The following is a 21,297-nucleotide window of genomic DNA, read 5'->3' on the forward strand; positions in this document are numbered from 1 at the left end:
ATGGGGCGCGGACCTGCCGCGGCCCGCGATCAGCGCAGGCGGAGCGCGTCGACGTCGAGGATCAGCGCGAGACGCCCATCGCCGATCAGCGTCGCACCGGCATAGCCGGGCAGGCCGCGCAGGGCCTTGGGCAGCGGCTTGATCACCACCTCTTCGCGGCCACGCACTTCGTCCACGACCAGGCCGAAGCGGCTGTCGCCGCGCTGCAGGACGACGATCGTCAGCAGGGTCGTGTCCGGCGCCGGGGTGCCCAGCCAGTGACGCAGGTCGAGCAGCGACAACGTGTGCGAGCGGCGGTCGAGTGCCGCGCGGCCGTCGAACCAGTTCACCGTGCGCGACGGCGCGTGCAGCACTTCCTGCACACGTGCCAGCGGCAGCGCATACGCATCGCCCGAGGCATGCACGAGCAGGGTCGGCAGGATGGCGAGCGTGAGCGGCACGCGCAGCGAGAAGCGGCTGCCGCGACCGAGTTCCGAGGTCACCTGGATCTGGCCGCCGAGCTCGCGGATGCGCGACTGCACCACGTCCATGCCGACGCCGCGCCCGGAGATGTCGCTGACCTCGTCGCGGGTGGAAAACCCGGCCATGAAGATCAGGTTGAGGCATTCCTCGGCGCTCAGGCGGGCCGCCGACTCGGCGTCGATCAGGCCCTTGTCGCGCGCCTTCGAACGCAGGCGTTCGGGATCGATGCCGGCGCCGTCGTCCTGGATCTCGATGCCGACGTAGTCGCCCTGCTGCTGCGCGCTCAGACGCACGCGACCGGCGCGCGGCTTGCCGGTGGCTTCGCGCAATTCGGGCATCTCGATGCCGTGGTCGATGGCATTGCGCACCAGATGGATCAGCGGATCGGCCAGCGCCTCGACCAGGTTGCGGTCGAGCTCGGTCTCCGCGCCCACCAGGTCCAGGTCCACTTCCTTGTCGAGGGCGCGGGCCACGTCGCGGGCGAGCTTGGGGAAGCGCGAGAACACCTTGCCCACCGGCTGCATACGCGTGCGCATGACCGCGCTCTGCAGGCGCGCGGTGGCGTTGTCGAGCGTGGTCACCGCGCGGTCGAGATCCTCGTCGCGCAGGCGCGTGCGCAGGGTCTTGAGCCGGTTGCGTGCGAGTACGAGTTCGCCGACCAGATCCACGATGACATCGAGCCGCTTGGTGTCGACGCGGACGGTCTGTTCGCGCTCACTCGTCGGCGCCGCTGCATCCGTCTTGGCGGCTGGCGGCGGCGGGCGACGCGGTGGCGGGGCGATGGCGGCCGGGGCCGCGGGTGCAGCTGCAGCCGGCGCCGCGACCGTGCCCGGCGCGGCGCCGCCATGCAGCTGGTCGAGCAGGGCCTCGAATTCGTCGTCGCCGATCATGTCGTCGGCAGGCGGGACGGCGGCGGTCGGCGCCACGCCAACAGACGCGCCCGGCACGCCGGCACCGTGAAGCTGGTCGAGCAGGGCTTCGAACTCGTCGTCGCCGATCATCCCCGGGTCGGGGGCGGGACCGGTCTGCAGACCCGGTGCGCGTTCGCCGTGCAACTGGTCGAGCAACGACTCGAACTCGTCGTCGGTGATCATGCCGTCGCCGCCGGCTGCGGGCGCGGCCTGGGGCGGCGCGGCAGCGCGCACCGGCGCGGCCGCGGGAACGTCGAACGGCGCGAAGCCGGCGATCAACGCATCCGGCGCGCTCGGAACGGTGTCCTGGTATTCGATCGCATCGACCATCGCCTGCAGCCAGTCCAGCGACTGCTGCGCGGCGTCGAAGTGACGCGGCAGCAGCGCCGCCTGGCCGGCGCGCACCATGCCGAGGGTTTCCTCGGCGGCGTGGCACAACTGCACCAGTGGTACCGCGCCAAGAAAGCCGGCACCGCCCTTGAGCGTATGGAAGGCGCGGAACACCGCATTGAGGCGCTCGCGATCATCGGGCGTCTGTTCCAGGCCAACGAGTTGCCCGCCGAGGTCGTCCAGCAGTTCGCGTGCTTCAAGCACGAAGTCGGCGACGATGTCGGGCGACTGCATGGCTCAGAGCCCCAGGTTCGACAGCAGGTCGTCGGCGTCGCTCTGGCCGACGGTGTGGCGGTCCAGCCCCGACACCGCCGGCCCGTTGCCGCGCGCGTTGTCTTCCTTCGGCGGCAGGCCGAGCGCGCCGAAGCCTTCGTGCACGCCGCGCACGATGCCTGCGACGCGGCGGATGATCTGCCCGCCCAGGTCCTGGTGACTCTGCGCCAGCGCCATCTCGCGCAGGTTCTCGCGCAGCGATTCCACGGTACCGGTCTGGGTGTCGTCGAGCGGACCTTCCTTGAGCCGGGCCACGAGCGCGCGGCTGTCGTCGATCAGGTCGAGCGTGCGATGGGTGGCCTGTTCGGTCATCTCGACCACGTGGTCCAGGCGCGCACACGCGTCGTCGAGTCCGTTGCCCTCGGCCGGCGTGGGCGGCAGCGTGTCGAGGGCCTGCGAAAGATCGCGGGCCAGGCGTCCCAGACCGCTGACGAGGCTGCGCGCGCGCGCGGCGGCCAGCGCATCGATCTGCCGGCGCCAGCCGTCCTCGTCGCCGCGCTCGAGCGCTTCGAGGGCGTCATGGAGCAGCGTGGCGAGCTGGCTGCGTTCGGTGGCGGTGGCGGTCATGCCGCGGTCCCCAGGCGTTCGAAGATCTTGCCGAGCTTTTCTTCGAGGGTCTGCGCGGTGAACGGCTTGATGATGTAGCCGTTCACGCCGTTCTGCGCGGCTTCGATGATCTGCTCGCGCTTGGCTTCCGCGGTGACCATCAGCACCGGCAGGGCGCGGAACTTGGGGTCGGCGCGGATTTCGCGCAGCAGTTCGATGCCGGTCATGCCCGGCATGTTCCAGTCGGTGACGACCAGTTCCACTGCGTCCTGACGCAGCACGGCGAGTGCGCTGTTGCCGTCTTCCGCCTCGACCGTGTTGTTGAAGCCCAGATCGGACAGCAGGTTCTTGACGATCCGGCGCATCGTCGAGAAATCGTCGACGACCAGGATGCGGATGTTCTTGTTCAAAACGGACTCCAGAGTGAGCGTGACATCAGTCGTCGGCACCGTAACCGGTATCGGCGAGTTCGAAGGCGGTGAGACGGCCGCGCAGGCGCACCACGGCCTGGCCGTGGATCTGGCAGACGCGTGACTCGCTGACGCCGAGCACGGCGCCGATTTCCTTCAGATTGAGTTCCTGTTCGTAGTACAGCGACAGCACCAGCTGCTCGCGCTCGGGCAGGTGGCCGATCGCGGACATCAGCTCGCGGCCGAATTCGCCACGCACCAGGTTTTCCTGCGGCGTGGGGCCGCCGCCGCGGTTGACCGGTTCCACCTCACCGTGGTCTTCGATGTGCGAATCAAGGCTCAGCACCTGACCGCGAGCGGCGTCCTCGAGCAGGCGCTGGTAATCCTCCAGCGGCATCTCCAGCTTCGCGGCGACCTCGTGGGCGCTCGCGGCGCGGCCGGTGCTCTGCTCGATCGAACGGATCGCCGAGGCCGCGTCGCGGGCGCGCCGGTGCACCGAGCGCGGCACCCAGTCGCCGCGGCGGATCTCGTCGATCATCGAGCCGCGGATGCGGATCGAGGCATAGGTTTCGAACGAGGCCCCCTGGTCGGCGTCGTAGCTGCGCGAGGCCTCGAGCAGCCCGATCATGCCGGCCTGGATCAGGTCGTCGATCTCGACGCTGGCCGGCAGCCGCGCAGCAAGGTGATGGGCGATCCGGCGCACCAGTTCGGCGTGCTGCACGAGCGGATCGACATCGGGGGCGACGGCGCGTTGCACCGACTGGTACTGCTGACGTGCGGCGAGGCTCATGCGACTGCTCCCTGGCGCAACATGCGCTCGACGAAGAATTCCACGTGGCCGCGCGGCGCGGTCGGTGCCTGCCAGCGCGAGACGCGCTGGGCGATCTCGATCAGCGCACGTGCCGACGGACTGCCCGGATACGCGGTGACCACGGCCTGCTGGCGCTGTACGGCCATGCGCAGCCAGTCGCACTGCGGCACCGCGCCCAGATAGTTCAAGGACACATCACCGATGAAGCGCTCGCACACGCGCGAGAGTTTCTCGTGCAGGTTGCGGCCTTCCTGCGGGCTGCGGACCATGTTGGCCACCACCTGCACCCGGTTCACCCCACGCTCGCGCGCCAGCACCTTGATCAGGGCGTAGGCGTCTGTGATCGAGGCCGGTTCGTCGCAGACCACGACAATCGCGTCCTGCGCGGCCTGGCAGAAGGTCAGCACCGAATCGGTGATGCCGGCGGCGGTGTCGACGACCAGCAGGTCGAGGTCACGCTGCAGGTCGTTGAACACGTTCACCAGCCCCGCATGTTCGGCGGGACGCAGCTCGGCCATGTGGCGACGCCCGGAAGCGGCGGGGACCACGAGCACGCCCGCGGGGCCTTCGAGAATGATGTCGTCGAGTTCGCAGCGTCCGGCCACCAGATCGGCCAGCGTGTGCTTGGGCGACAGGCCCAGCAGCACGTCGACGTTGGCCAGGCCCAGGTCGGCATCGAGCAGCAGTGTGCGCTGGCCCATGCCCGACAGCGCGACGGCCAGATTGGCCGATACGTTGGTCTTGCCGACGCCGCCCTTGCCGCCGGTGACGGCGAGGGTGCGGACGGGCTGGAAGGGCGCGGAGGACATCGGGAGCAGCTCAGGCGACGGCATGGGTATGTTCCGGGACAATCGGCTTATCGGCATCGCGGCGCAGATCTTCAAGGCGAAGCACCAGATGGGCGGCATTCGCCCGGTGCAGGTCTTCGGGCACGCGCTGGCCATCGGTGACCCAGGTCAGCGGCAACTGGTGGTCGACGGCGACCGACAGGGCGCTGCCCAGGCGGCCGGTTTCGTCCAGCTTGGTCAGCACCACGCCCTGCGGGCGCACGCTGTCGAAGCGGCGGACCACCTCGTCGAGATCGGCGAAATGGGTATTGGCTGGCAGGACCAGCAAGGTGCGCACGTTGCGGGCGGCGCGCAGCCAGTTCAGCTGGCCGGCCAGCGCACGGTCACGCTGGCTCAGGCCGGCGGTGTCGACCAGCACCAGCTTGTAGTCCTCCAGCTTCTGCAGCAACTGCACCAGGCCGGTTTCGCTGTCGGCCTCATGCACGGCGATGCCGAGCTGGCGGCCGTAGCTGTGCAGCTGTTCGCGTCCACCGATGCGCGAAGTGTCCGTCGTCACCAGGGCGATATCGCGCGCCTGGTGCTGGGACGCATACAGCGCCGCCAACTTGGCGATGGTCGTGGTCTTGCCGGCACCGGTGGGACCGACGAGGGCGATCACGCCCGCTTCGCTCAGCGGGTCGATCGGACAGACCGGCAGGCGCTTGGACAGCAGGGCGAGCATCAGGCCGCGCACGCGGGAATCGGGGGTGTCGGCGGGAATCTGCAGCACGGTGTCGCGGGTGATGCCGGCGTCGAAGCCGTAATCCTCCATCAGTTCCATGGCCTGGGCGCGCGCCGGCGAACCGCGCAGGCGCTCGTCGGTGAGGCGGGCCATCTCACGCTCGATCATCATGCGCATCTGCGCGAGCTCGTCGCGCATCTGCGCCAGTTCCCTGTCACTTGAGGGGACGGGCAGGCTGGGCACGGCCGACAGGACCGCCGGCTCGGGCGCGCTCGGCGACGGAAAACCGTCGTCCTGGGTGAGCGCGGCGGAAACGGGCGCGGGTGCTGCCGCGCGCGCCGGTTCCGGAGCGGAGCGCGGTGCCGCGGCCACAGGCGCTGCGGTGCGCGGCGCGGCCGGCGTGTCGTCGCGGTGGCCGGCGGCCAGCAGTTCGGCGAAGGTGGGGCCATCGAGATCGAAGCGGGCCAGTTCGGCCGGCGGGGCGAACGCAGCCGGTACCGGCGCGGAAGCCTGCGCGGCGGCGACGGCAACGGGCGCCGCCGCCAGCGTTGCGCCAGTGCGAGCGGATGCCTCGGCCCGCTGCGGCGTCGGCGCAGCCGGGGCCGCCGGTGGGGCTGCGAGGTCGCGCAGCCAGCGTTCGGACGGCGCCAGCGCGGCCTCGTCGTCGCGCATGGCGCGGCTGCCGCGCAGCATCGTCGCCAGCGGCGGGGCGGCCGCGGGCGCGTCGCGCTGCGCATCCTCGATGGCCCGCTGCACGTAGCCCTCGTCGTAATTGCTGGCCGCGACGATCTCCACGCCTTCGTCGGTCCGGCGGTTGGACAGGATCACAGCGTCCGGGCCATGCGCCTCGCGCACCATTTGCAGGGCGCTACGCATGTCGGCGGCGACGAAACGGCGGATTTTCATGTCGGGAGCCCGGAATTCGGAGTGCGTGAGAAGTGGTTCGAGACGCGGCGGAGCAGGGACGGCAACGGGTCGGGGGGCGGACCCTTGCAGGGGGTGACACGCGGCAGCGGGAGATGCATGCGCCGCGCGGCCGGATCCGCCGTCGCGGGCACCGGTCCTCGACGTGGTGGCCAGCGCCCGGTCTGCGGGCAGCCCGGCGTGGCGCCGGTTCTACCCTGCATGGGGTCCCGCGGCTGCGTTGTGTCGTCCATCACGTCTGACCAGTACCTGTTCAATTGATCGTTCCCAGGAGCTTCAAGCGCTTGTCTTCCGGCACTTCGTTGTAGGACAGCACCGAGAGGTTGGGGACGCTGTGCCGGACCAGGCGCGCCAGCGCGGCGCGGACCTGTCCGGGTACCAGCACCACCGCCGGCTCGTTCCTGGCTTCCTGCTCGCCCGCGCACGTGGCCAGGCTTTGTTGCAGGCGTTCCGCCAGGCCCGGCTCCAGTGCAGCGCCACCGCCCTGTGCAGAATCCTGCAAGACGCGTTCCAGATTCGGCGCCAGCGTGTAGACCGGCAGTTCCTCGGCCGGCCCGGCGATTTCCTGGACGATGAAGCGGCCCAGTGCGGTGCGCACCACGGCGGTCAGCTGCGCCGGGTCCTGGGTATGCGCGGCGTGCTCGACCAGCGCCTCGGCGATGCGGCGCAGCTGGCGCACCGGGATGCGTTCGATCAGCAGGTTCTGCAGCACCCGTACGACCACCGCCAGCGGCAGCGCCTTGGGCGTGAGGTCATCGGCCAGCTTGGGCGCGCTGCGCGCGAGGGTGGCCAGCAACTGCTGCACTTCCTCGTGGCCGAGCAGTTCCGGCGCCTGCTCGCGCACCAGGTGGGACAGATGGGTCGCGACCACGGTGGCCGGATCGACCACCGTATAGCCCGCGGCTTCGGCATTGGCACGCTGCACCGGCAGGATCCACAGCGCGTCCAGGCCGAAGGCCGGGTCCTTGCCGGGCAGGCCGTCGATCGGATGCAGGGCGCCGCCCGAATCGAGTGCCATCAGCCGGTCCGGATGGACTTCGGCGGTGGCCACCGGCACGCCGTGGACCAGTAGCCGATACGCGGTGGGCGCAAGTTCCAGGTTGTCGCGAATGTGCACCGGCGGGATCAGAAAGCCCACGTCCTGGGTGAGCTTGCGGCGCACGGCCTTGATCCGCGCCATCAGTTCGCCGCCCTGGGCCTTGTCGACCAGCGGGATCAGCCGGTAGCCGACTTCCAGGCCGAGCGGATCCACCGGCCGCAGGTCGTCCCAGCCCAGGTCGGCATTGGCCACCTGTTCCGGCGAGGGAAGCGCGGCGAGATCGGGATCGGCTTCCGCGCGTTCGGCGTCGAGGGCGCGTTTGCGCATCACCCAGGCGCCGTAGCCGACCACCGCCGCCAGGCTGAGGAAGGCGAGGTTGGGCATGCCCGGCACCAGGCCGACCACCAGCAGGATGATCGCCGCGATCGTCAGCGCCTTGTACTGGCCGAACACCTGGCCGCTCATCGCGCCGCCCATGTCCTGCTTGCGCGAGGCGCGGGTGACCAGCAACGCGACCGACGACGACACCAGCAGCGCGGGGATCTGCGACACCAGGCCGTCACCGATCGACAGCAGGGTGTAGATGGCGGCGGCCTGTCCCACCGGCAGGCCGTGCTGCATCACGCCGATCGCCAGCCCACCGATGATGGTGACGAACATGATCAGGATGCCGGCGATCGCATCGCCGCGGATGAACTTGTTGGCGCCGTCCATCGCACCGTAGAAGTCGGCTTCCTGGCGGACTTCCTCGCGACGCGCCTTGGCTTCGTCGCGATTGAGCAGGCCGGCGTTGAGATCGGCGTCGATCGCCATCTGCTTGCCGGGCATGGCATCGAGGATGAAGCGCGCGGTGACTTCCGAGACGCGCCCCGCGCCCTTGGTGATCACCACGAAGTTGATGATCGTCAGGATGGCGAACGCGACGATGCCGACCGCGAAGTTGCCGCCGACGACGAACTCGCCGAAGGATTCGATGACCTTGCCGGCCGCGCCCGGACCGTCCTGGCCGTTGAGCAGGATGACCCGGGTGGACGCCACGTTCAGCGCCAGGCGCAGCATCGTGGTGATCAGCAGCACGATCGGGAAGATGCTGAAGTCGAGCGGACGCTGCACGTAGATCACCGCCAGCAGCACCACCAGCGACATCGCGATGTTGAAGCTGAACAGCATGTCCAGAATCAAAGGCGGCAGCGGCACCACCATCATCGCCAGCAACGCAATCACCAGCAGTGGCGCACCCAGGCCGTTGCGCAGCATGTCGAATGCGCGGCGGGGGCCGGACGCCATTACCGCGCTCATGCGCCTGCGCCGCGGGTATCAGCGTCGACGACGCCCAGATCGGCCAGCTGCGGTTGCGGCGTGCCCGCCCGCCAGTCGCGGAGCTGATAGACGTAGGAGAGCACCTGGGCAACGGCAGCGTAGAGTTTCACGGGGATTTCCTGACCGATCTCCGCTTCCCGATACAAGACGCGTGCCAGTGGCGGCGCCTCGACCAGCGCGATCCGATGTTTCTTGCCGACTTCGCGGATGCGCAGCGCCATTTCGTCGATGCCTTTCGCCACGACACGGGGGGCGCCCATCGCACCGCCGTCGTACTTCAGCGCCACCGCGTAGTGGGTGGGGTTGACGACGATGACGTCGGCGGTGGGGATGTCTTCCATCATCCGCCGCTGCGACATCTCGTGTTGCAACTGGCGGATGCGCCCCTTGACCTCCGGGCGGCCTTCGCTCTCCTTCATTTCCTCGCGCAGTTCCTGGCGCGTCATCATCAGCTTCCGGCGCCAGTTCCACTTCTGGTAGGGCGCGTCGGCCAGGGCCAGGAGCAGCAGCGCCGCGGCGGTGGCCATCAGCAGCCACAGGGCGAACTTCAGCCCGCCGGCCGCGGCCTGCTCCAGGGGCTGGTGCAGCATCGCGCGCAGCCGCGGCATCGCCGGCCACAGGAACAGCGCGGCGGCGCCGCCGACCAGCAGCACGCGGAGTATCGACTTCAGCAATTCGGCCAGCCCTTCCGGGCCGTAAATGCGCTTGAGCCCGGCCATCGGATCGAGCTTCTTCAGATCGGGCACCAGGCCCTTGGTGGCGAAATTGAAGCCACCCATGGCCGCAGGCGCCACGAAGCAGGCCACCAGGGTGGCGATGATCAGCGGGGCCAGGACCAATAGCAGGCTCAGCAGCAGCTCGCCGAAATGGCCGAAGAGGTTCTGCGGGCTTTCGAGCAGGGCGAGATCGGGCGTCATCGCGCCACGCATCCAGTCCTTGGCCCGTGCGGTCACCCCGCCGCCCATTGCCAGCAGCGAGGCCACGCCGGCGCCGAAGACGGCGACCGTGCCCAGTTCCTTCGACCGCGGCACGTTGCCCTTTTCGCGGGCCTCCCGCAGCCGTTTTTCGCTGGGGAGTTCGGTCTTTTCCTGACCGTTTTCGTTCTCGGCCATGGGCCTGCATGCGCGGGGAGTCGGTCTTTCATCTGCAAGCGCCGTGCCGGCTCGCGGCGCTGGGCTTCACAGATGCGCTGGCCCGACGGGCGCCCGCTTGCCGGCGTCGCCGTTTGGCTCAGGGACCGCCCAGGGGCACGCGCCCTGCCGCATCGAACGCGCTGTCGAAGAGACGCTGCACCGGCGGGCCGAGTTCGCCGGCCAGCATCGCAATCAGGAACAGGCCGACCAGGACCGAGATCGGCAGGCCGAGCTGGATGGGATTGAGCGCGGGCGCTGCGCGTGCGAGCACGCCGAAAGCCAGGTTCACGGCCAGCAGCGCCACCATGACCGGCAGCGCCAGGGTCACCCCGCCGCGCAGCACCAGGGCGAAGAACTCCGGCGCGATACGCAACGTCGCCCGGACGTCAGGCAGGGCGGTGCCGATGGGCAGCGCCTCGTAGCTGTGCACCAGCATCGCCACCACCGCCAGATGGCCATTGGCGGCGAAGAACAGCAGGCCGAAGGCCAGATAGAACCATTGGCTGACCACGCCCGACTGCACGCCGCGCATCGGATCGCTCATCGTCGCGAACGACAGGCCCGAGCCCTGCGAGATCAGTTCGCCGGCCAGTGCGCCGGCCTCGAACACCAGCCGCAGCATGAAGCCCATTGCCGCGCCGACCGCCAGTTCGCGCGCGACCGACAACACCGTGGCGGCGTCGAATCCGGTCCAGGGCGGCGGTGCCGGCATCAGCGGCGCCAGCGCCAGGCTCAGCACCAGCGCAGCCATGACCCGGATGCGCGCGGGCAGGGCGCGGGTGCCGATCACCGGCATCGCCATCAGCAGCGCACCCACCCGCAGGGCGGTCCACAGCAAGGTGCCGATCATGCCGAAGGCCTGCTGGCCATCGATCGCAATCTGGGTCGCGGAATCCATCAGCGTGGGCGCACGTGCATCGGCGGTGTCAGCCGATCAGATGGGGAATGCTGCGAAACAGCGTGATCGTGTAGTCGACCAGGTAACCGAGGAGCAACGCGCCGAGTGCGAACAGGGCCGCCGTCAACGCGGCGGCCTTGGCGACGAAGGCGATGGTGGGCTCGTTGATCTGGGTCGCGGCCTGCACCACGCCGACGATCACGCCGACCGCCAGCACCACGGCAAGCAGCGGTCCGCCGACCCACAGCGCGACCTCGAGCCCACGCCGCAACTCAGTGAGTGCGAGTTCGGGAGACATGCCGGCGCCTCAGTTGAAGCTGGCGGCGAGGGTGCCGACCGTCAGCACCCAGCCGTCCACCAGCACGAACAGCAGGATCTTGAACGGCGCGGACACCAGCATCGGCGACAGCATCATCATGCCCATCGACATCAGCACACTGGCCACGACCAGGTCGATGATGATGAAGGGGATGAAGATCAGGAACCCGATCTCGAACGCGGTCTTGAGTTCGCTGGTGACGAACGAGGCCACCAGGACCTGGAACGGCACGTCGTCCGGGCCGGCGTAGGTGCTGTGCCCGGCCAGACCGGCGAAGGTCATCAGGTCGGTCTCGCGGACCTGGGCCAGCATGAAGCCGCGCAGCGGCGCGGTGCCGAGGTCCCAGGCGGTGCGGAAGTCGATCTGCCCGTTGAGGTAGGGCCCGAAGCCGCTGTTCCAGGCCGCCTCCCACACCGGCGTCATCACCAGCGCGGTCAAAAACAGCGCCAGGCCGACCAGCACCTGGTTCGACGGCGTCTGTCCCGTGCCCAGCGCCTGCCGCAGCAGGGCGAACACGACGATGATCCGGGTGAAGGCGGTCAACACCAGCAGCATCGACGGGATCAGCGTGATCGCCGTCATCAGCAGCAACGTCTGCAGCGGCAGGCTGACCGGCGCATTGCCGATCTGGCCGACCGTCACGTCGGGCAGCGCCGGCAGCTGCGGCGCGCCGGTGGCAGCTGCCGCCCACAGTGGCAGCAGCAGGCTGAGGACCAGGGCAACCAGCGCGATCAGGCGCGGACGGGTGCTGCGGGGCATGTCAGGTGTCCTTGCGCAGGCGCTGCGCGAGCAATTGCTTGAAATCGGGAAGGTTCTTGAGCGTCGGCATCTGCGCGGGCGATGTCTCGGGCAGCGGCTGCGGCAGTACGTGCAGGGTGCGCACCCCGCCGGCGCCGATCCCCAGCAGCAGTTGCTCGCCGCCGACCTGCACCACCGCCGCGCGCTCCTTGCCGCCCAGCGGAATGCTCGCGACGATGCGCAGGCCGTCCGCCTGGCGGAAGCCGCCGCCGGGCAGGCGCTTGAGCAGCCAGCCCAGACCGACGATCAGGCCCAGCACCAGCACCAGTGCAAGGAACGCGCCACCGAGCCCAGGGCCCTGCGGCGCATGTGCGCCGATGACGATCGGCTTGGCCGGCGGGGCGACGCTGGCCGTCGTCTCGACCGCCCGTGCAGGCGCTGTGGTCGATGCCACCACGGTCGAGAAGTCGACGGCGCCGTCTGCCGCGGCATTCGCCGCACCGTCGCCGCCCGTCTCCAGAGCGGCCGCCTCGTCGTCGTCGCGGGCGGACGATGAGGCCTCGATCTGCGGCTCTAGACCGATCTCGGCGGAGATCGACGGCGGAGCCGGGTCCGGCGCCGTGGCGTTTTCACGCGCCTGGGTCACCGCAGTCTCCGGATCCGCTCGCTGGGGCTCACCACGTCCGTCAGACGCACGCCGAAGCGGTCATTGATGACCACGACCTCGCCATGCGCGATCAGGGTGCCGTTGACGTAGACATCCAACGGCTCGCCTGCGCCGCGCTCGAGCTCGATGACCGAGCCGCGGTTGAGCTGCAGCAGGCTGCGGATCGGCATGCGCGTGCGGCCGACTTCCAGCGACAGCGCCACCGGCACGTCGAGGATCACGTCGAGGTTGAGATCGGCGCCGTCGATCGGGCCGTCGGCGCGCAGGTCGTCGAACTTGGCGGGCGCGGCGGCGTTCTGTGGAAACACGTTGTCCTGGTCACTCATGCGGGCAGATCCTGGGGTTCGGTACGGCGCGCGGGCGTGGCGCCCGGCGGATGGGTCTCGGTGATCTTCACGACGTTGTAGCCACCGGCGGTGCCGAAGCGGCCGGTGAACACGGGAATGCCCTCGATGCAGATCGGCACTTCGGCAGGCAGGTCGATCGGCAGGATGTCGCCGACTTTCAGGCAGGTCAGCTGGCGCAGCTCGATGTTGCGTTTGGCCAGCACGCTCGACACGGTGACCTCGGAATTCATCAGCTGCTGCCGCATCGAGATGTTCCAGCTCTCGTCGCGGTCGACGCGATCACTCTGGATGCCGGCGTCGAGCAGCTCGCGGATCGGCTCGAGCATCGAGTACGGCAGGGTGATGTGGATCTCGCCGCCGCCACCCTCCAGTTCCACATGGAAGCGGCTCACCACCACGTACTCGCGCGGAGTGACGATATTGGCGAAGTGCGGGTTGATCTCGGAGTTGATGTATTCGCAGTCGATATCCAGGACCGGCGCCCAAGCCTCGGTCATGTCGGCGAAGGTCTGCTTGAGCATCAGCTGGATCACCCGCATCTCGGTGGCCGTGAACTCGCGGCCTTCGATGCGCGTCGGGTAACGCCCGTCACCGCCGAAGAAGTTGTCGACCACCGCGAACACCAGCTTGGGTTCGAACACCACCAGCCCGGTGCCGCGCAGCGGCTTGAACTTGATCAGGTTGAGGTTGGTGGGCACGTAGAGCTGGTGCAGGTAGTCACCGAACTTCACCAGGTCGATGCCGCGCACCGAGACGTCGGCCGAGCGTCGGATCAGGTTGAACAGGCCGATGCGCCACAGGCGCACGAAGCGCTCGTTGACCATCTCCAGCGTCGGCATGCGGCCGCGGATGATGCGGTCCTGGCTGGCGAAATCGTAGGTGCGGGCGACGCCCGGATCCGGCGCCGGCTCGGTGTCCACCACGCCGGCGTCGACGCCGTGCAGCAGCGCGTCGATCTCGTCCTGGGAGAGCAGATCGCTCATCGTGGCGGGCTCACTGGGTCACGAAACTGGTGAACAGCAGCGCTTCGGCGACCGGCTTGCCGGTCTCTTCCGTCATCAGCGCCTGCACTTCCTTCAGGGCCTGCGCCTGCAGCGCCTCCTTGCCGGCGCGCGTGGACACGCCGTCATAGGTCTGCTGCGCGAACAGCATCAGCAGCCGGGCGCGCAGCGCCGGTTCGTGCGCCTGCAGCGCCGCGCCCGCCAGTGGATCGCGGGTGACCAGCTGCACTTCCACCTGCAGATAGCGGGGGCCCGACGGGGTCTCGTCCAGGTTCACCACGAAGGCAGGCGTCATCGGCAGGTACTGGGCCGGCGCAGGCAGTGCGGTCTTGGCCTCTTCCGCCGGGGCGGCCGCCTTGTGCATGAACATGTACCAGCCGCCGGCGCCGGCGCCGGCGAGCACGAGCAGGCCGATGGTGATCATGAGCAGGCGGCGTTTCTTGGAGGGCGCGGGCGAGGCGGGGCTGACGGCGGTCACGGGGCTGTACCGGTTGGGAATCCACCGGGAGGGATGCAAACCCTGTGCCGGACCGGCGCCGGTTTTCCGTCGGCCCCGTCGCGGCGCGGCATCGCAGGCCTCACGCAGGCTTCACGCCGCCTTGGATTGCACCCGTGGAGGTGACGCGAGACGGAATTCTGTCGTGATGGCCATCCCGTCCGATGCGCCCGCAAGCGGGCGGCAGGCGCCCCAGATACCTCGCTTGCCGTCCGCAGGTGCGGGTAGGACGTGGATCAGAGGTGTATCGGTCCGTGACCCGGCCCACGGGCGAGCAAACGCGAGGCGCAGGCGGCGCGTCGGGCGCTGGGATCAGGCGTAGGCGTCGAGCAGGCCGAGCGTGCGCATGTGCGCCGTCGGCGCGCGTGGGCCAACGCCCTCGTCTTCGGCGCCGCTGCTGTTGCCGTCCGGCGTTCCAGCGCCGCCGGACTGGCCAGCGCCGGGCTGACCGCTGCCCACGTTGGCGTGGGCCAGCTGGAAGCCGTGCTCGCCCAGCAGATCGCGCAGCCGCGGCATCCCGTGCTCGAGGGCCTGGCGGGTCTCGGTGTTGGCGCTGACGAAATCGGCGCGGATCCGGTCCCCGTCCAGATGCAGACGCACCTCGACCGGTCCGAGATCGTTCGGCGTGACACGGATGCGGGCCTCGCTGATCTTGCGGTCCGCCATCCATTCGATCTGGGCGCCGAATCGCGCCTCGAAATCCTCCGCGCCCACCTGGGGCGTGGGCAGTGGCGTCGCCAGCAGCGGCGGCGGTTCGCGCAAGGGCGCAGGCGTGGGCAGCACGAACGCGACCGGCGCAGGCTCGCCGCCTTCGATGGGCGCAGCCGCCTCCGCGGCCACGGCAGGAATCGGAAGCGGCGCTTCATCTGCGACCGGCAGTGTCGCAACCGGCATCGGTGTCGTGACGGGCACGCCCGGCGCAGAGGGCAGGTCGCGCGCCGGCGCCGGCGCTGCGCCCGTCAGCAGGCCTGCGGCCGGCAATTCGGCGTCCGCCCCGGCATCGGACGGCGCGAGGGGCGTCGGCATCGGCGATGCGTCATCAACCGCGAAGCCGAGCAGACCGGCCAGTCCAACGGGCGGCCAGACCGCGGTGGGAGGCTGTGCGTCGATCGCGGCCGGCGCATCCGGTGCAGTGTCGTCGACGGCGGCGCCATCCTCCAAAGTGGCCTTGTCATCCGCGAATCCCAGCAGACCAGCCAGTCCGACCGGCGGCCAGACCGCGGCGGGAGGCTGTGCGTCAATCGCGGCCGGCGCATCCGGTGCAGTCTCGTCGACGGCGGCGCCTGGCGGAGAGGTCGTCTTTGCCGGCGCGGCGCCGGTTGACGTCGTCGGATCGTTCTGGGGCGGCCCGCCCGCACGCTGCGCACCGGCGCTGCCGTCCGCGGCCTGACGACGCTGCAGCGCCTTGGCGAACGCATTGGATTCGCCGCCGCTGCTGGCGGCTGCGTCGGCGCGCGCCCCGGGCTTGGCCGCGACAGGCGCAGGCGACGGCGACGGGGCCGCGGTCAGCGGCGTCATGCATCCGCTCCGTCGGCCGCGGCGAGCTGGGCGATGCGCACCCGGCGTGCGCCCAGATCGTCGAGTTCCCGTTGCGAGCGACGTTCGTCGACCTGGCGTTCCTGCGCGCGGTAACTCGCCGCGAGCTGTTCCAGAACCTGTTTGTCGCGGCTGGCGAGCAGCAGGCGGCCGCGTTCGAGCTCGACGGTCTGGCGACTGTTGTCGACCGCGCGCGACTGTTGCTCGACGGCCGACTGCAGGCGGTCGAGGAAGGCACGGCGGTTGGCCAACTGGGCGGGATTGGTCGCCGACAGCTGGCTGCTGCCGTATTCGTCCGCATAGCGGCGCAGCTCGTCGAGCTGGGCCTCGTGCTGGGCCAGCGTGCTCTGCCGGTCGGCCAGCACGCGCGCCGCCGCGTCCTGGGTTTCCTGGGCGCGGTTGAGCAGCGGATCGATGCGGCGGGACTGTTTCATGCGGCGGGTTCCTCGGGATGCAGCAGGCGCTCGAGCGCTTCACGGCTGTGGGTCAGGTCGGCGGCGTGGGCGATGTCCTGGCCCAGGAATTCGACGATCTCGGGCCAACGCGCCAGGGCCTCGTCGACCGCCGGATCGGCGCCACGTTGATAGGCGCCGATGGCGATCAGGTCGCGGTTGGCGGTGTAGGCCGAGATCAGCCGCTTCAGTGAACGGATGCGCTGGCGCCAGGTCTCGTCGGCGATCTCGGTGACCACGCGGCTGACTGACGATTCCACATCGATCGCTGGATACAGGCCGGCGTCGGCGATCCGGCGCGACAACAGAATGTGGCCGTCGAGAATGGCGCGCGCGGCGTCGGCGATCGGATCCTGCGGATCGTCGCCCTCGGTCAGTACGGTGTAGAACGCGGTGATCGAGCCGCGCCCGGCGGCGCCGTTGCCGGCACGTTCCACCAGTGCCGGCAGCTTGGCGAACACGCTCGGCGGATAGCCGCGGGTGGTCGGCGGCTCGCCGACCGACAGGCCGATCTCGCGCTGCGCCTGGGCGAAGCGGGTCAGCGAATCCATCAGCAGCAGCACGTTGAGTCCCTGGTCGCGGAACCATTCGGCAATGGCCGTGGCGCGATAGGCGCCGTGCAGGCGTGCCAGCGGTGGACGGTCTGCCGGCGCGGCGACGACGACCGCGCGGCGCAGGCCCTCTTCGCCGAGCGTGCTCTCGACGAAATCGCGCACTTCGCGGCCTCGTTCGCCAATCAGGCCGACGACGATGACGTCGGCCGCGGTGAAGCGGGTCATCATGCCGAGCAGCGTCGACTTGCCGACGCCCGAGCCGGCGAACAGGCCCACGCGCTGGCCGCGACCGATCGGCAGCAGCGCATTGATCGCGCGCACGCCCACATCCAGCGGCTGGATGATGGGCTCGCGGGCCAGTGGATTGATTGAGACGCCGGCCATGCCGACGCTGCCTTCGGCGCGGATCGGGCCCTTGCCGTCGAGCGGCACGCCGTCGGAATCGATCACCCGGCCCAGCAGGCCTTCGCCGACCTCGACGCCGCCGCGGCGCAGCACCGGCACCACGCGTGCGTTGGGCAGCAGACCGTGGGTTTCGGCGCTCGGCATCAGCGAGGTGCGATCGCCGGCAAACCCGACGACCTCGGCCTCGACCCAGCCGCCATCGACTTCCACCTTGCAGGTGGCGCCCATCGGCGCTTCGCAGCCGACGGCTTCCAGCGTCAGGCCCACGGCGCGGCGCAGGATGCCTTCACGCACGAGGCCGCGTCCGGCCGCGGGATCCGGGCCGGTCGCATCCAGGCGCGTGGCCAGGCGCAGGTTGCGCGCGGTCAGCCAGTCGGCCGGATCGGCGAAGGGCAGGGCGACGGGACTCATGTGCGTGTCCCCGCGCGGCGCATCACGGTGTCCAGCACGCCGCGCAGACGGGCGTCGAGACTGCCGTCGATGCGGACGGTTTCCGCGTGCACGCGCAGGTCGCCGCGCGCCAGCGCCGGATCGGCCACCAGGCGCGTGGCCGGCGCGAGCGTCAGGATCGGTGCCAGCGCGGCGATGTCGTCGGGGTGCAGGCGCACCTCGACCTCACGCGCCATGCCGCCGGCCGCGTCCACCGCCTCGGTGACCAGGCCAGCCAGCAATTCGGGATCGGCCTCGTAGGCGCCGCCCACCAGCCCACCGGCGATGCGCACGGCGAGATCGCCGAGCGCCGCGACCACTTCGTTCTCCAGCCTGACCAGCGGCCGCGAGAAATTGTCGAGGATGCCTTCGATCTGCGCGGTCAGGCGGCGCATCTCGCCCTGGGCCTGGGCCAGTCCTTCGGCGTGGCCCTGGGCCATGCCTTCATTGAAGCCTTCGTGCTGGGCGTCGTCGCGGATCTGCTGGATCTCCTCCAGCGACGGCGGGTGCGGCATCTCCACCGGTTCATCGTCGACAACCGGCGGCGCCGCGTCTTCCAGCGACGGCGCATACCACCGCACGGCGCTGTTCATACGAGCGCCTCGGCGCTGCCGCCGCCGAGCGAGATGGTGCCCTCATCGGCCATGCGCCGGACCAGGGTGAGGATCTCCTTCTGCGCGCTTTCCACATCCGACAGACGCACCGGGCCGCGGGCTTCCATGTCCTCGAGCAGGATCTCCGCCGCGCGCTGCGACATGTTGCGGGTGATCTTGTCGCGGACCTTGGGATCGGCGCCGCGCAGGGCGATGCCCAGGCGCTCGCCGGAGACTTCACGCAGCACGGACTGCAGTTCGCGATCGTCGAGCTCGTTGAGATCGTCGAACACGAACATCAGGTCCTGGATGCGCTGGCCGAGCACTTCATCCACCTTGCGGATCGCAGCCAGCAGGCCCTGATCGGGACCGGTATCCATGAAATTGAGAATGTTCGCCGCCACCTTGATGCCGCCCACCGCGGACGATTTGAGGTTCTGGTTGCCGGAGAACTGGCGCTCCATGATCTCGTTGAGTTCGTTGAGCGCGTTGGGCGGAATGCCGTCGAGGGTGGCGATGCGCAGCAGCACATCGGCGCGGGTGCGCTCGGGCAGCAGCTTCAGCGCATCGGCCGCTTGGTCGGCGTCGAGATGCGAGAGCACGATCGCGATGATCTGCGGGTGCTCGTGACGCACCAGATCGGCGATTGCGCGCGGGTCCATCCACTTGAGCGTATCGAGGCCGGTGGTGTTGCGGCCGAGCAGGATGCGATCGATCACACCGCCGGCCTTGTCGGCGCCCAGCGCCTGCACCAGCACCGCGCGGATGTAGTCGTCGGCGCCGACGCCGAGCGAAGTCTGCCGGTCGAGCGCGCCCGAGAAGTCCTCCATCACGTGCCCGACCTGCTCGCGACTGACCGAGCCCATGGTCGCCATCGCCAGGCCGAGCTTCTGCACTTCCTTGGCGTCCATGTGCTTGAGCACCTCGGCCGCGTCCACTTCGCCGAGCGAGAGCAGCAGCACGGCTGCGCGCTGGACGCCGGTCAGGGCGTTGAGGTCATGCGGCCGCTTCATCGTCCAACCATCCCTTGACTACTTGCGCCACGCGCTTGGAATCCGTCTTCACCGCCTCGCGCGCAACGCGCAGACGGTCCTCGTAGGCATCCGATGGCAACGCGATCGGCGCACGCCCACCTGACAGTGTGTCGATGCTGGCGGTGTCCTCGGCCAGAGCCGGCAGCGGTTGATCGCCGTCGAGCAGGGTGACTTCGGCCGTCGCCGGCGTCTTCGGTGCGGGCAGCTTGGACGGGCCGGTGATCTGGCGGACGGCGGGGCGGACCACGCCGAACAGCAGGGCCAGGACCACGAGTGCACCCAGCGCCAGCCGCGCGATGTCGCGCAGCATCGGCTGCTGCCACCACGGCGGCCCTTCGAATCCTTCGGACGCCTCGCGCACGAAGGGCGCGTTCATCACCGACACCGTGTCGCCGCGCGCTTCGTCGAACCCGACGGCCTGACGCACCAGCGCCTCGATGCGCTGCAGTTCCGCGGCCGTCAGCGGCTGCGCGGTGGACGTGCCATCGGCACCCGTGCGCGGCACGTGGTCGACCAGCACCGCGGCGCTGACCCGGCGGATGCGACCGGGCGGCTGGCGGGTATGGCTGAGCGTGCGGTCGAGTTCGTAATTGCGCGTGGAACTGCGCGAGGAATCGCCGGCGGCGTCGCCGCCGGTGGCGGCTGCGACCTGGGCGTCGAGCGGCGCCGGGTTGATCGCATTGTCGGGCAGGTTCGGGGTGGCGCCGGGTACGCCCTGGGCCGCCGCCTCGCGGCTGGAGGACTCGCTCAGCTGCTCGCTGCGCAGCTTCGGCGGATCGGCGTTGTAGAGCTCGCGCGCTTCCTCGCTGACCGAAAAGTCCATGTCTACCGTGACTTCGGCATTGACACGTCCGGCGCCGGCCATCGGCTCGAGCAGCTCGCGGATGCGCTGGTTGAACGAGGTTTCCTGACGACGCACCTGCTCGAACTGGATCGCGCTGAGCGCGGCCGCGGGGTCCTGCGCATCGTTGCTGAGCATGCGTCCGTTCTGGTCGACGACCGTGACCCGGTCGGGCGAAAGATCGGGAATGCTCGACGCGACGAGGTGCACGATCGCATCGACCTGACCACGCTCGAGCGTGGAGCCGCCACGCAGTTCCAGCACCACCGAGGCGCTGGCCGCTTCGCGCTGACGGGTGAACGCCGAGGGCTTGGGGATCGCCAGATGCACGCGGGCATCGCGCACCGGGCGCAGCGCGGCGATGGTGCGCACCAGTTCGGTCTCCAGCGCATGCTGGTAGCGCGCGGTCTCGACGAACTGGCTGACGCCGAAGCCCGGATCACGCTCCATCAGTTCGAAGCCGACCCGACCCGACTCACCCAGCCCTGAGCCGGCGAGCTTCAGTCGCGCGTCGTAGAGATTGGCCTCCGGCACGGAAATCGCGCCCGACGCCTGGTCCATCTTGAACGGGATCTGCGCCGCCCGCAGCAGGTCGGTGGCTTCCGCGGTGGCCTTGGCGTCGAGCCCGGCGTAGAGCGGCACATAGCCGGGCTTCTGCGCCCAGAAGAACACCATCAGCCCGACCGCGATGGCTGCGGCCAGCAACATCATCTTCGCCAGACGGCCGGCCAGCTGCATTTTCTCGAGACGATCGAGCACGTCGACCGCCTTGCGGCTGGCCGCATCGGTGTTGAGGGCTTCCTTGGACAGCGTGATCGCCATGGGTTTCGCTTATTCCTGTCCGGGCCGCATCACAGCGGCATGTTCATGACGTCCTGGTACGCCTGTACCAGTCGATTGCGCACTTCCACGGTGGCGCGGAACGCCACCTGCGATTGCTGCGAGGCGACCATCACCTTGGCCAGATCCGCGCCGGGCTCACCCAGTTCGAATGCCCGCACCAGCTGCCCCGACTTCTGCTGCGCCCCGTTCACGCCTTCCAGCGCGTTGCGCAAGGTGGCGCCGAAACTCGGTGCCGTGGTCCCGGTCGTCGCGCCGACGCCCTGCATCCCGCCCACGCCGCCCTGGACCGCGATCGCATCGCTGCGCGGGACATCGCCGGCCATCGGCCGCGACTGGGTCACCTGGCCCTGGTAGCTGCGGATCTGCGACAGGATCGAATTGACGGAGTGGCTCATGGGATGGCCGGGGACGGAAAC

The 21,297-nt window shown here is 69.7% G+C and carries 22 protein-coding genes; all 22 read right to left on the reverse strand.

Annotation, left to right across the window (positions count from 1 at the left end; all coding sequences use genetic code 11):
* Positions 1-29 precede the first annotated feature (29 nt).
* Positions 30-1,997 (reverse strand): chemotaxis protein CheA, encoded by a 1,968-nt coding sequence (locus tag J2X52_RS04620; RefSeq protein WP_310149405.1) that lies wholly within the window; start codon positions 1,995-1,997, stop codon positions 30-32.
* Positions 1,998-2,000: 3 nt separating this feature from the next.
* Positions 2,001-2,603, reverse strand: a complete 603-nt coding sequence (locus tag J2X52_RS04625) for a protein phosphatase CheZ (protein WP_310149408.1) — start codon at positions 2,601-2,603, stop codon at positions 2,001-2,003.
* Positions 2,600-2,992 (reverse strand): chemotaxis response regulator CheY, encoded by a 393-nt coding sequence (gene cheY / locus J2X52_RS04630; RefSeq protein WP_310149411.1) that lies wholly within the window; start codon positions 2,990-2,992, stop codon positions 2,600-2,602. The genes J2X52_RS04625 and cheY overlap by 4 nt, the downstream gene beginning before the upstream one ends.
* 25 nt (positions 2,993-3,017) lie before the next feature.
* On the reverse strand, positions 3,018-3,782 hold the full coding sequence (locus J2X52_RS04635) for an RNA polymerase sigma factor FliA (RefSeq protein WP_310149413.1): 765 nt from the start codon (positions 3,780-3,782) through the stop codon (positions 3,018-3,020).
* Positions 3,779-4,636 (reverse strand): P-loop NTPase, encoded by an 858-nt coding sequence (locus tag J2X52_RS04640; protein ID WP_310149416.1) that lies wholly within the window; start codon positions 4,634-4,636, stop codon positions 3,779-3,781. The genes J2X52_RS04635 and J2X52_RS04640 overlap by 4 nt, the downstream gene beginning before the upstream one ends.
* On the reverse strand, positions 4,623-6,218 hold the full coding sequence (flhF, locus tag J2X52_RS04645) for a flagellar biosynthesis protein FlhF (RefSeq protein WP_310149418.1): 1,596 nt from the start codon (positions 6,216-6,218) through the stop codon (positions 4,623-4,625). Before flhF ends, J2X52_RS04640 begins: the two co-directional genes overlap by 14 nt.
* A gap of 271 nt (positions 6,219-6,489) precedes the next feature.
* The gene (gene flhA / locus J2X52_RS04650; protein ID WP_310149420.1) at positions 6,490-8,574 is read right to left on the reverse strand and encodes a flagellar biosynthesis protein FlhA; all 2,085 of its coding nucleotides are present in this window, start codon (positions 8,572-8,574) and stop codon (positions 6,490-6,492) included.
* The gene (flhB, locus tag J2X52_RS04655; RefSeq protein ID WP_310149423.1) at positions 8,571-9,707 is read right to left on the reverse strand and encodes a flagellar biosynthesis protein FlhB; all 1,137 of its coding nucleotides are present in this window, start codon (positions 9,705-9,707) and stop codon (positions 8,571-8,573) included. Before flhB ends, flhA begins: the two co-directional genes overlap by 4 nt.
* Before the next feature lie 118 nt (positions 9,708-9,825).
* On the reverse strand, positions 9,826-10,626 hold the full coding sequence (fliR, locus tag J2X52_RS04660) for a flagellar biosynthetic protein FliR (protein WP_310149426.1): 801 nt from the start codon (positions 10,624-10,626) through the stop codon (positions 9,826-9,828).
* Between the two features lie 28 nt (positions 10,627-10,654).
* Complete coding sequence (locus J2X52_RS04665; RefSeq protein ID WP_310149429.1) at positions 10,655-10,924, reverse strand: flagellar biosynthetic protein FliQ; 270 nt, start codon at positions 10,922-10,924, stop codon at positions 10,655-10,657.
* Between the two features lie 9 nt (positions 10,925-10,933).
* A complete protein-coding gene (gene fliP, locus J2X52_RS04670) occupies positions 10,934-11,704 on the reverse strand; it encodes a flagellar type III secretion system pore protein FliP (RefSeq protein WP_310149432.1) in 771 nt (256 codons plus the stop codon).
* Position 11,705: 1 nt separating this feature from the next.
* Positions 11,706-12,137, reverse strand: coding sequence for a flagellar biosynthetic protein FliO (fliO, locus tag J2X52_RS04675; protein ID WP_310150265.1), 432 nt, complete (start codon positions 12,135-12,137; stop codon positions 11,706-11,708).
* 188 nt (positions 12,138-12,325) lie between these two features.
* Entirely contained in the window at positions 12,326-12,676 is a 351-nt protein-coding gene (gene fliN, locus J2X52_RS04680) for a flagellar motor switch protein FliN (RefSeq protein ID WP_310149434.1), read from the reverse strand.
* Positions 12,673-13,680 carry a flagellar motor switch protein FliM gene (fliM, locus tag J2X52_RS04685; RefSeq protein ID WP_310149437.1) on the reverse strand — a complete coding sequence of 336 codons (1,008 nt, stop codon included), beginning with the start codon at positions 13,678-13,680 and terminating at the stop codon, positions 12,673-12,675. The genes fliN and fliM overlap by 4 nt, the downstream gene beginning before the upstream one ends.
* Before the next feature lie 10 nt (positions 13,681-13,690).
* On the reverse strand, positions 13,691-14,176 hold the full coding sequence (locus tag J2X52_RS04690; RefSeq protein WP_310149440.1) for a flagellar basal body-associated FliL family protein: 486 nt from the start codon (positions 14,174-14,176) through the stop codon (positions 13,691-13,693).
* Between the two features lie 330 nt (positions 14,177-14,506).
* Complete coding sequence (locus tag J2X52_RS04695; RefSeq protein ID WP_310149445.1) at positions 14,507-15,712, reverse strand: flagellar hook-length control protein FliK; 1,206 nt, start codon at positions 15,710-15,712, stop codon at positions 14,507-14,509.
* A complete protein-coding gene (gene fliJ, locus J2X52_RS04700; RefSeq protein WP_310149448.1) occupies positions 15,709-16,164 on the reverse strand; it encodes a flagellar export protein FliJ in 456 nt (151 codons plus the stop codon). Before fliJ ends, J2X52_RS04695 begins: the two co-directional genes overlap by 4 nt.
* The gene (locus J2X52_RS04705) at positions 16,161-17,552 is read right to left on the reverse strand and encodes a FliI/YscN family ATPase (RefSeq protein ID WP_310149451.1); all 1,392 of its coding nucleotides are present in this window, start codon (positions 17,550-17,552) and stop codon (positions 16,161-16,163) included. The genes fliJ and J2X52_RS04705 overlap by 4 nt, the downstream gene beginning before the upstream one ends.
* Positions 17,549-18,163, reverse strand: coding sequence for a FliH/SctL family protein (locus tag J2X52_RS04710; RefSeq protein ID WP_310149454.1), 615 nt, complete (start codon positions 18,161-18,163; stop codon positions 17,549-17,551). Before J2X52_RS04710 ends, J2X52_RS04705 begins: the two co-directional genes overlap by 4 nt.
* Complete coding sequence (fliG, locus tag J2X52_RS04715; RefSeq protein WP_310150267.1) at positions 18,160-19,149, reverse strand: flagellar motor switch protein FliG; 990 nt, start codon at positions 19,147-19,149, stop codon at positions 18,160-18,162. The genes J2X52_RS04710 and fliG overlap by 4 nt, the downstream gene beginning before the upstream one ends.
* A gap of 10 nt (positions 19,150-19,159) precedes the next feature.
* The gene (gene fliF, locus J2X52_RS04720; RefSeq protein WP_310149456.1) at positions 19,160-20,860 is read right to left on the reverse strand and encodes a flagellar basal-body MS-ring/collar protein FliF; all 1,701 of its coding nucleotides are present in this window, start codon (positions 20,858-20,860) and stop codon (positions 19,160-19,162) included.
* Positions 20,861-20,889: 29 nt separating this feature from the next.
* On the reverse strand, positions 20,890-21,276 hold the full coding sequence (gene fliE, locus J2X52_RS04725; RefSeq protein ID WP_310149459.1) for a flagellar hook-basal body complex protein FliE: 387 nt from the start codon (positions 21,274-21,276) through the stop codon (positions 20,890-20,892).
* Between the last annotated feature and the right edge of the window lie 21 nt (positions 21,277-21,297).

The sequence above is a fragment of the Luteimonas sp. 3794 genome (genome assembly GCF_031456825.1).
Classification (GTDB): Bacteria; Pseudomonadota; Gammaproteobacteria; order Xanthomonadales; family Xanthomonadaceae; genus Luteimonas.

What these genes read in the sequence shown, in the direction of transcription:
- J2X52_RS04710 (WP_310149454.1), bottom strand. Translation starts at nt 18,163, where the DNA reads ATGAACAGCGCCGTGCGGTGGTATGCGCCGTCGCTGGAAGACGCGGCG.
- J2X52_RS04635 (WP_310149413.1), bottom strand. Translation starts at nt 3,782, where the DNA reads ATGAGCCTCGCCGCACGTCAGCAGTACCAGTCGGTGCAACGCGCCGTC.
- flhB (WP_310149423.1), bottom strand. Translation starts at nt 9,707, where the DNA reads ATGGCCGAGAACGAAAACGGTCAGGAAAAGACCGAACTCCCCAGCGAA.
- J2X52_RS04665 (WP_310149429.1), bottom strand. Translation starts at nt 10,924, where the DNA reads ATGTCTCCCGAACTCGCACTCACTGAGTTGCGGCGTGGGCTCGAGGTC.
- J2X52_RS04640 (WP_310149416.1), bottom strand. Translation starts at nt 4,636, where the DNA reads ATGCCGTCGCCTGAGCTGCTCCCGATGTCCTCCGCGCCCTTCCAGCCC.
- flhA (WP_310149420.1), bottom strand. Translation starts at nt 8,574, where the DNA reads ATGAGCGCGGTAATGGCGTCCGGCCCCCGCCGCGCATTCGACATGCTG.
- J2X52_RS04620 (WP_310149405.1), bottom strand. Translation starts at nt 1,997, where the DNA reads ATGCAGTCGCCCGACATCGTCGCCGACTTCGTGCTTGAAGCACGCGAA.
- J2X52_RS04695 (WP_310149445.1), bottom strand. Translation starts at nt 15,712, where the DNA reads ATGACGCCGCTGACCGCGGCCCCGTCGCCGTCGCCTGCGCCTGTCGCG.
- J2X52_RS04625 (WP_310149408.1), bottom strand. Translation starts at nt 2,603, where the DNA reads ATGACCGCCACCGCCACCGAACGCAGCCAGCTCGCCACGCTGCTCCAT.
- fliM (WP_310149437.1), bottom strand. Translation starts at nt 13,680, where the DNA reads ATGAGCGATCTGCTCTCCCAGGACGAGATCGACGCGCTGCTGCACGGC.
- flhF (WP_310149418.1), bottom strand. Translation starts at nt 6,218, where the DNA reads ATGAAAATCCGCCGTTTCGTCGCCGCCGACATGCGTAGCGCCCTGCAA.
- J2X52_RS04705 (WP_310149451.1), bottom strand. Translation starts at nt 17,552, where the DNA reads ATGAGTCCCGTCGCCCTGCCCTTCGCCGATCCGGCCGACTGGCTGACC.
- fliJ (WP_310149448.1), bottom strand. Translation starts at nt 16,164, where the DNA reads ATGAAACAGTCCCGCCGCATCGATCCGCTGCTCAACCGCGCCCAGGAA.
- fliP (WP_310149432.1), bottom strand. Translation starts at nt 11,704, where the DNA reads ATGCCCCGCAGCACCCGTCCGCGCCTGATCGCGCTGGTTGCCCTGGTC.
- fliR (WP_310149426.1), bottom strand. Translation starts at nt 10,626, where the DNA reads ATGGATTCCGCGACCCAGATTGCGATCGATGGCCAGCAGGCCTTCGGC.
- fliE (WP_310149459.1), bottom strand. Translation starts at nt 21,276, where the DNA reads ATGAGCCACTCCGTCAATTCGATCCTGTCGCAGATCCGCAGCTACCAG.
- fliF (WP_310149456.1), bottom strand. Translation starts at nt 20,860, where the DNA reads ATGGCGATCACGCTGTCCAAGGAAGCCCTCAACACCGATGCGGCCAGC.
- fliN (WP_310149434.1), bottom strand. Translation starts at nt 12,676, where the DNA reads ATGAGTGACCAGGACAACGTGTTTCCACAGAACGCCGCCGCGCCCGCC.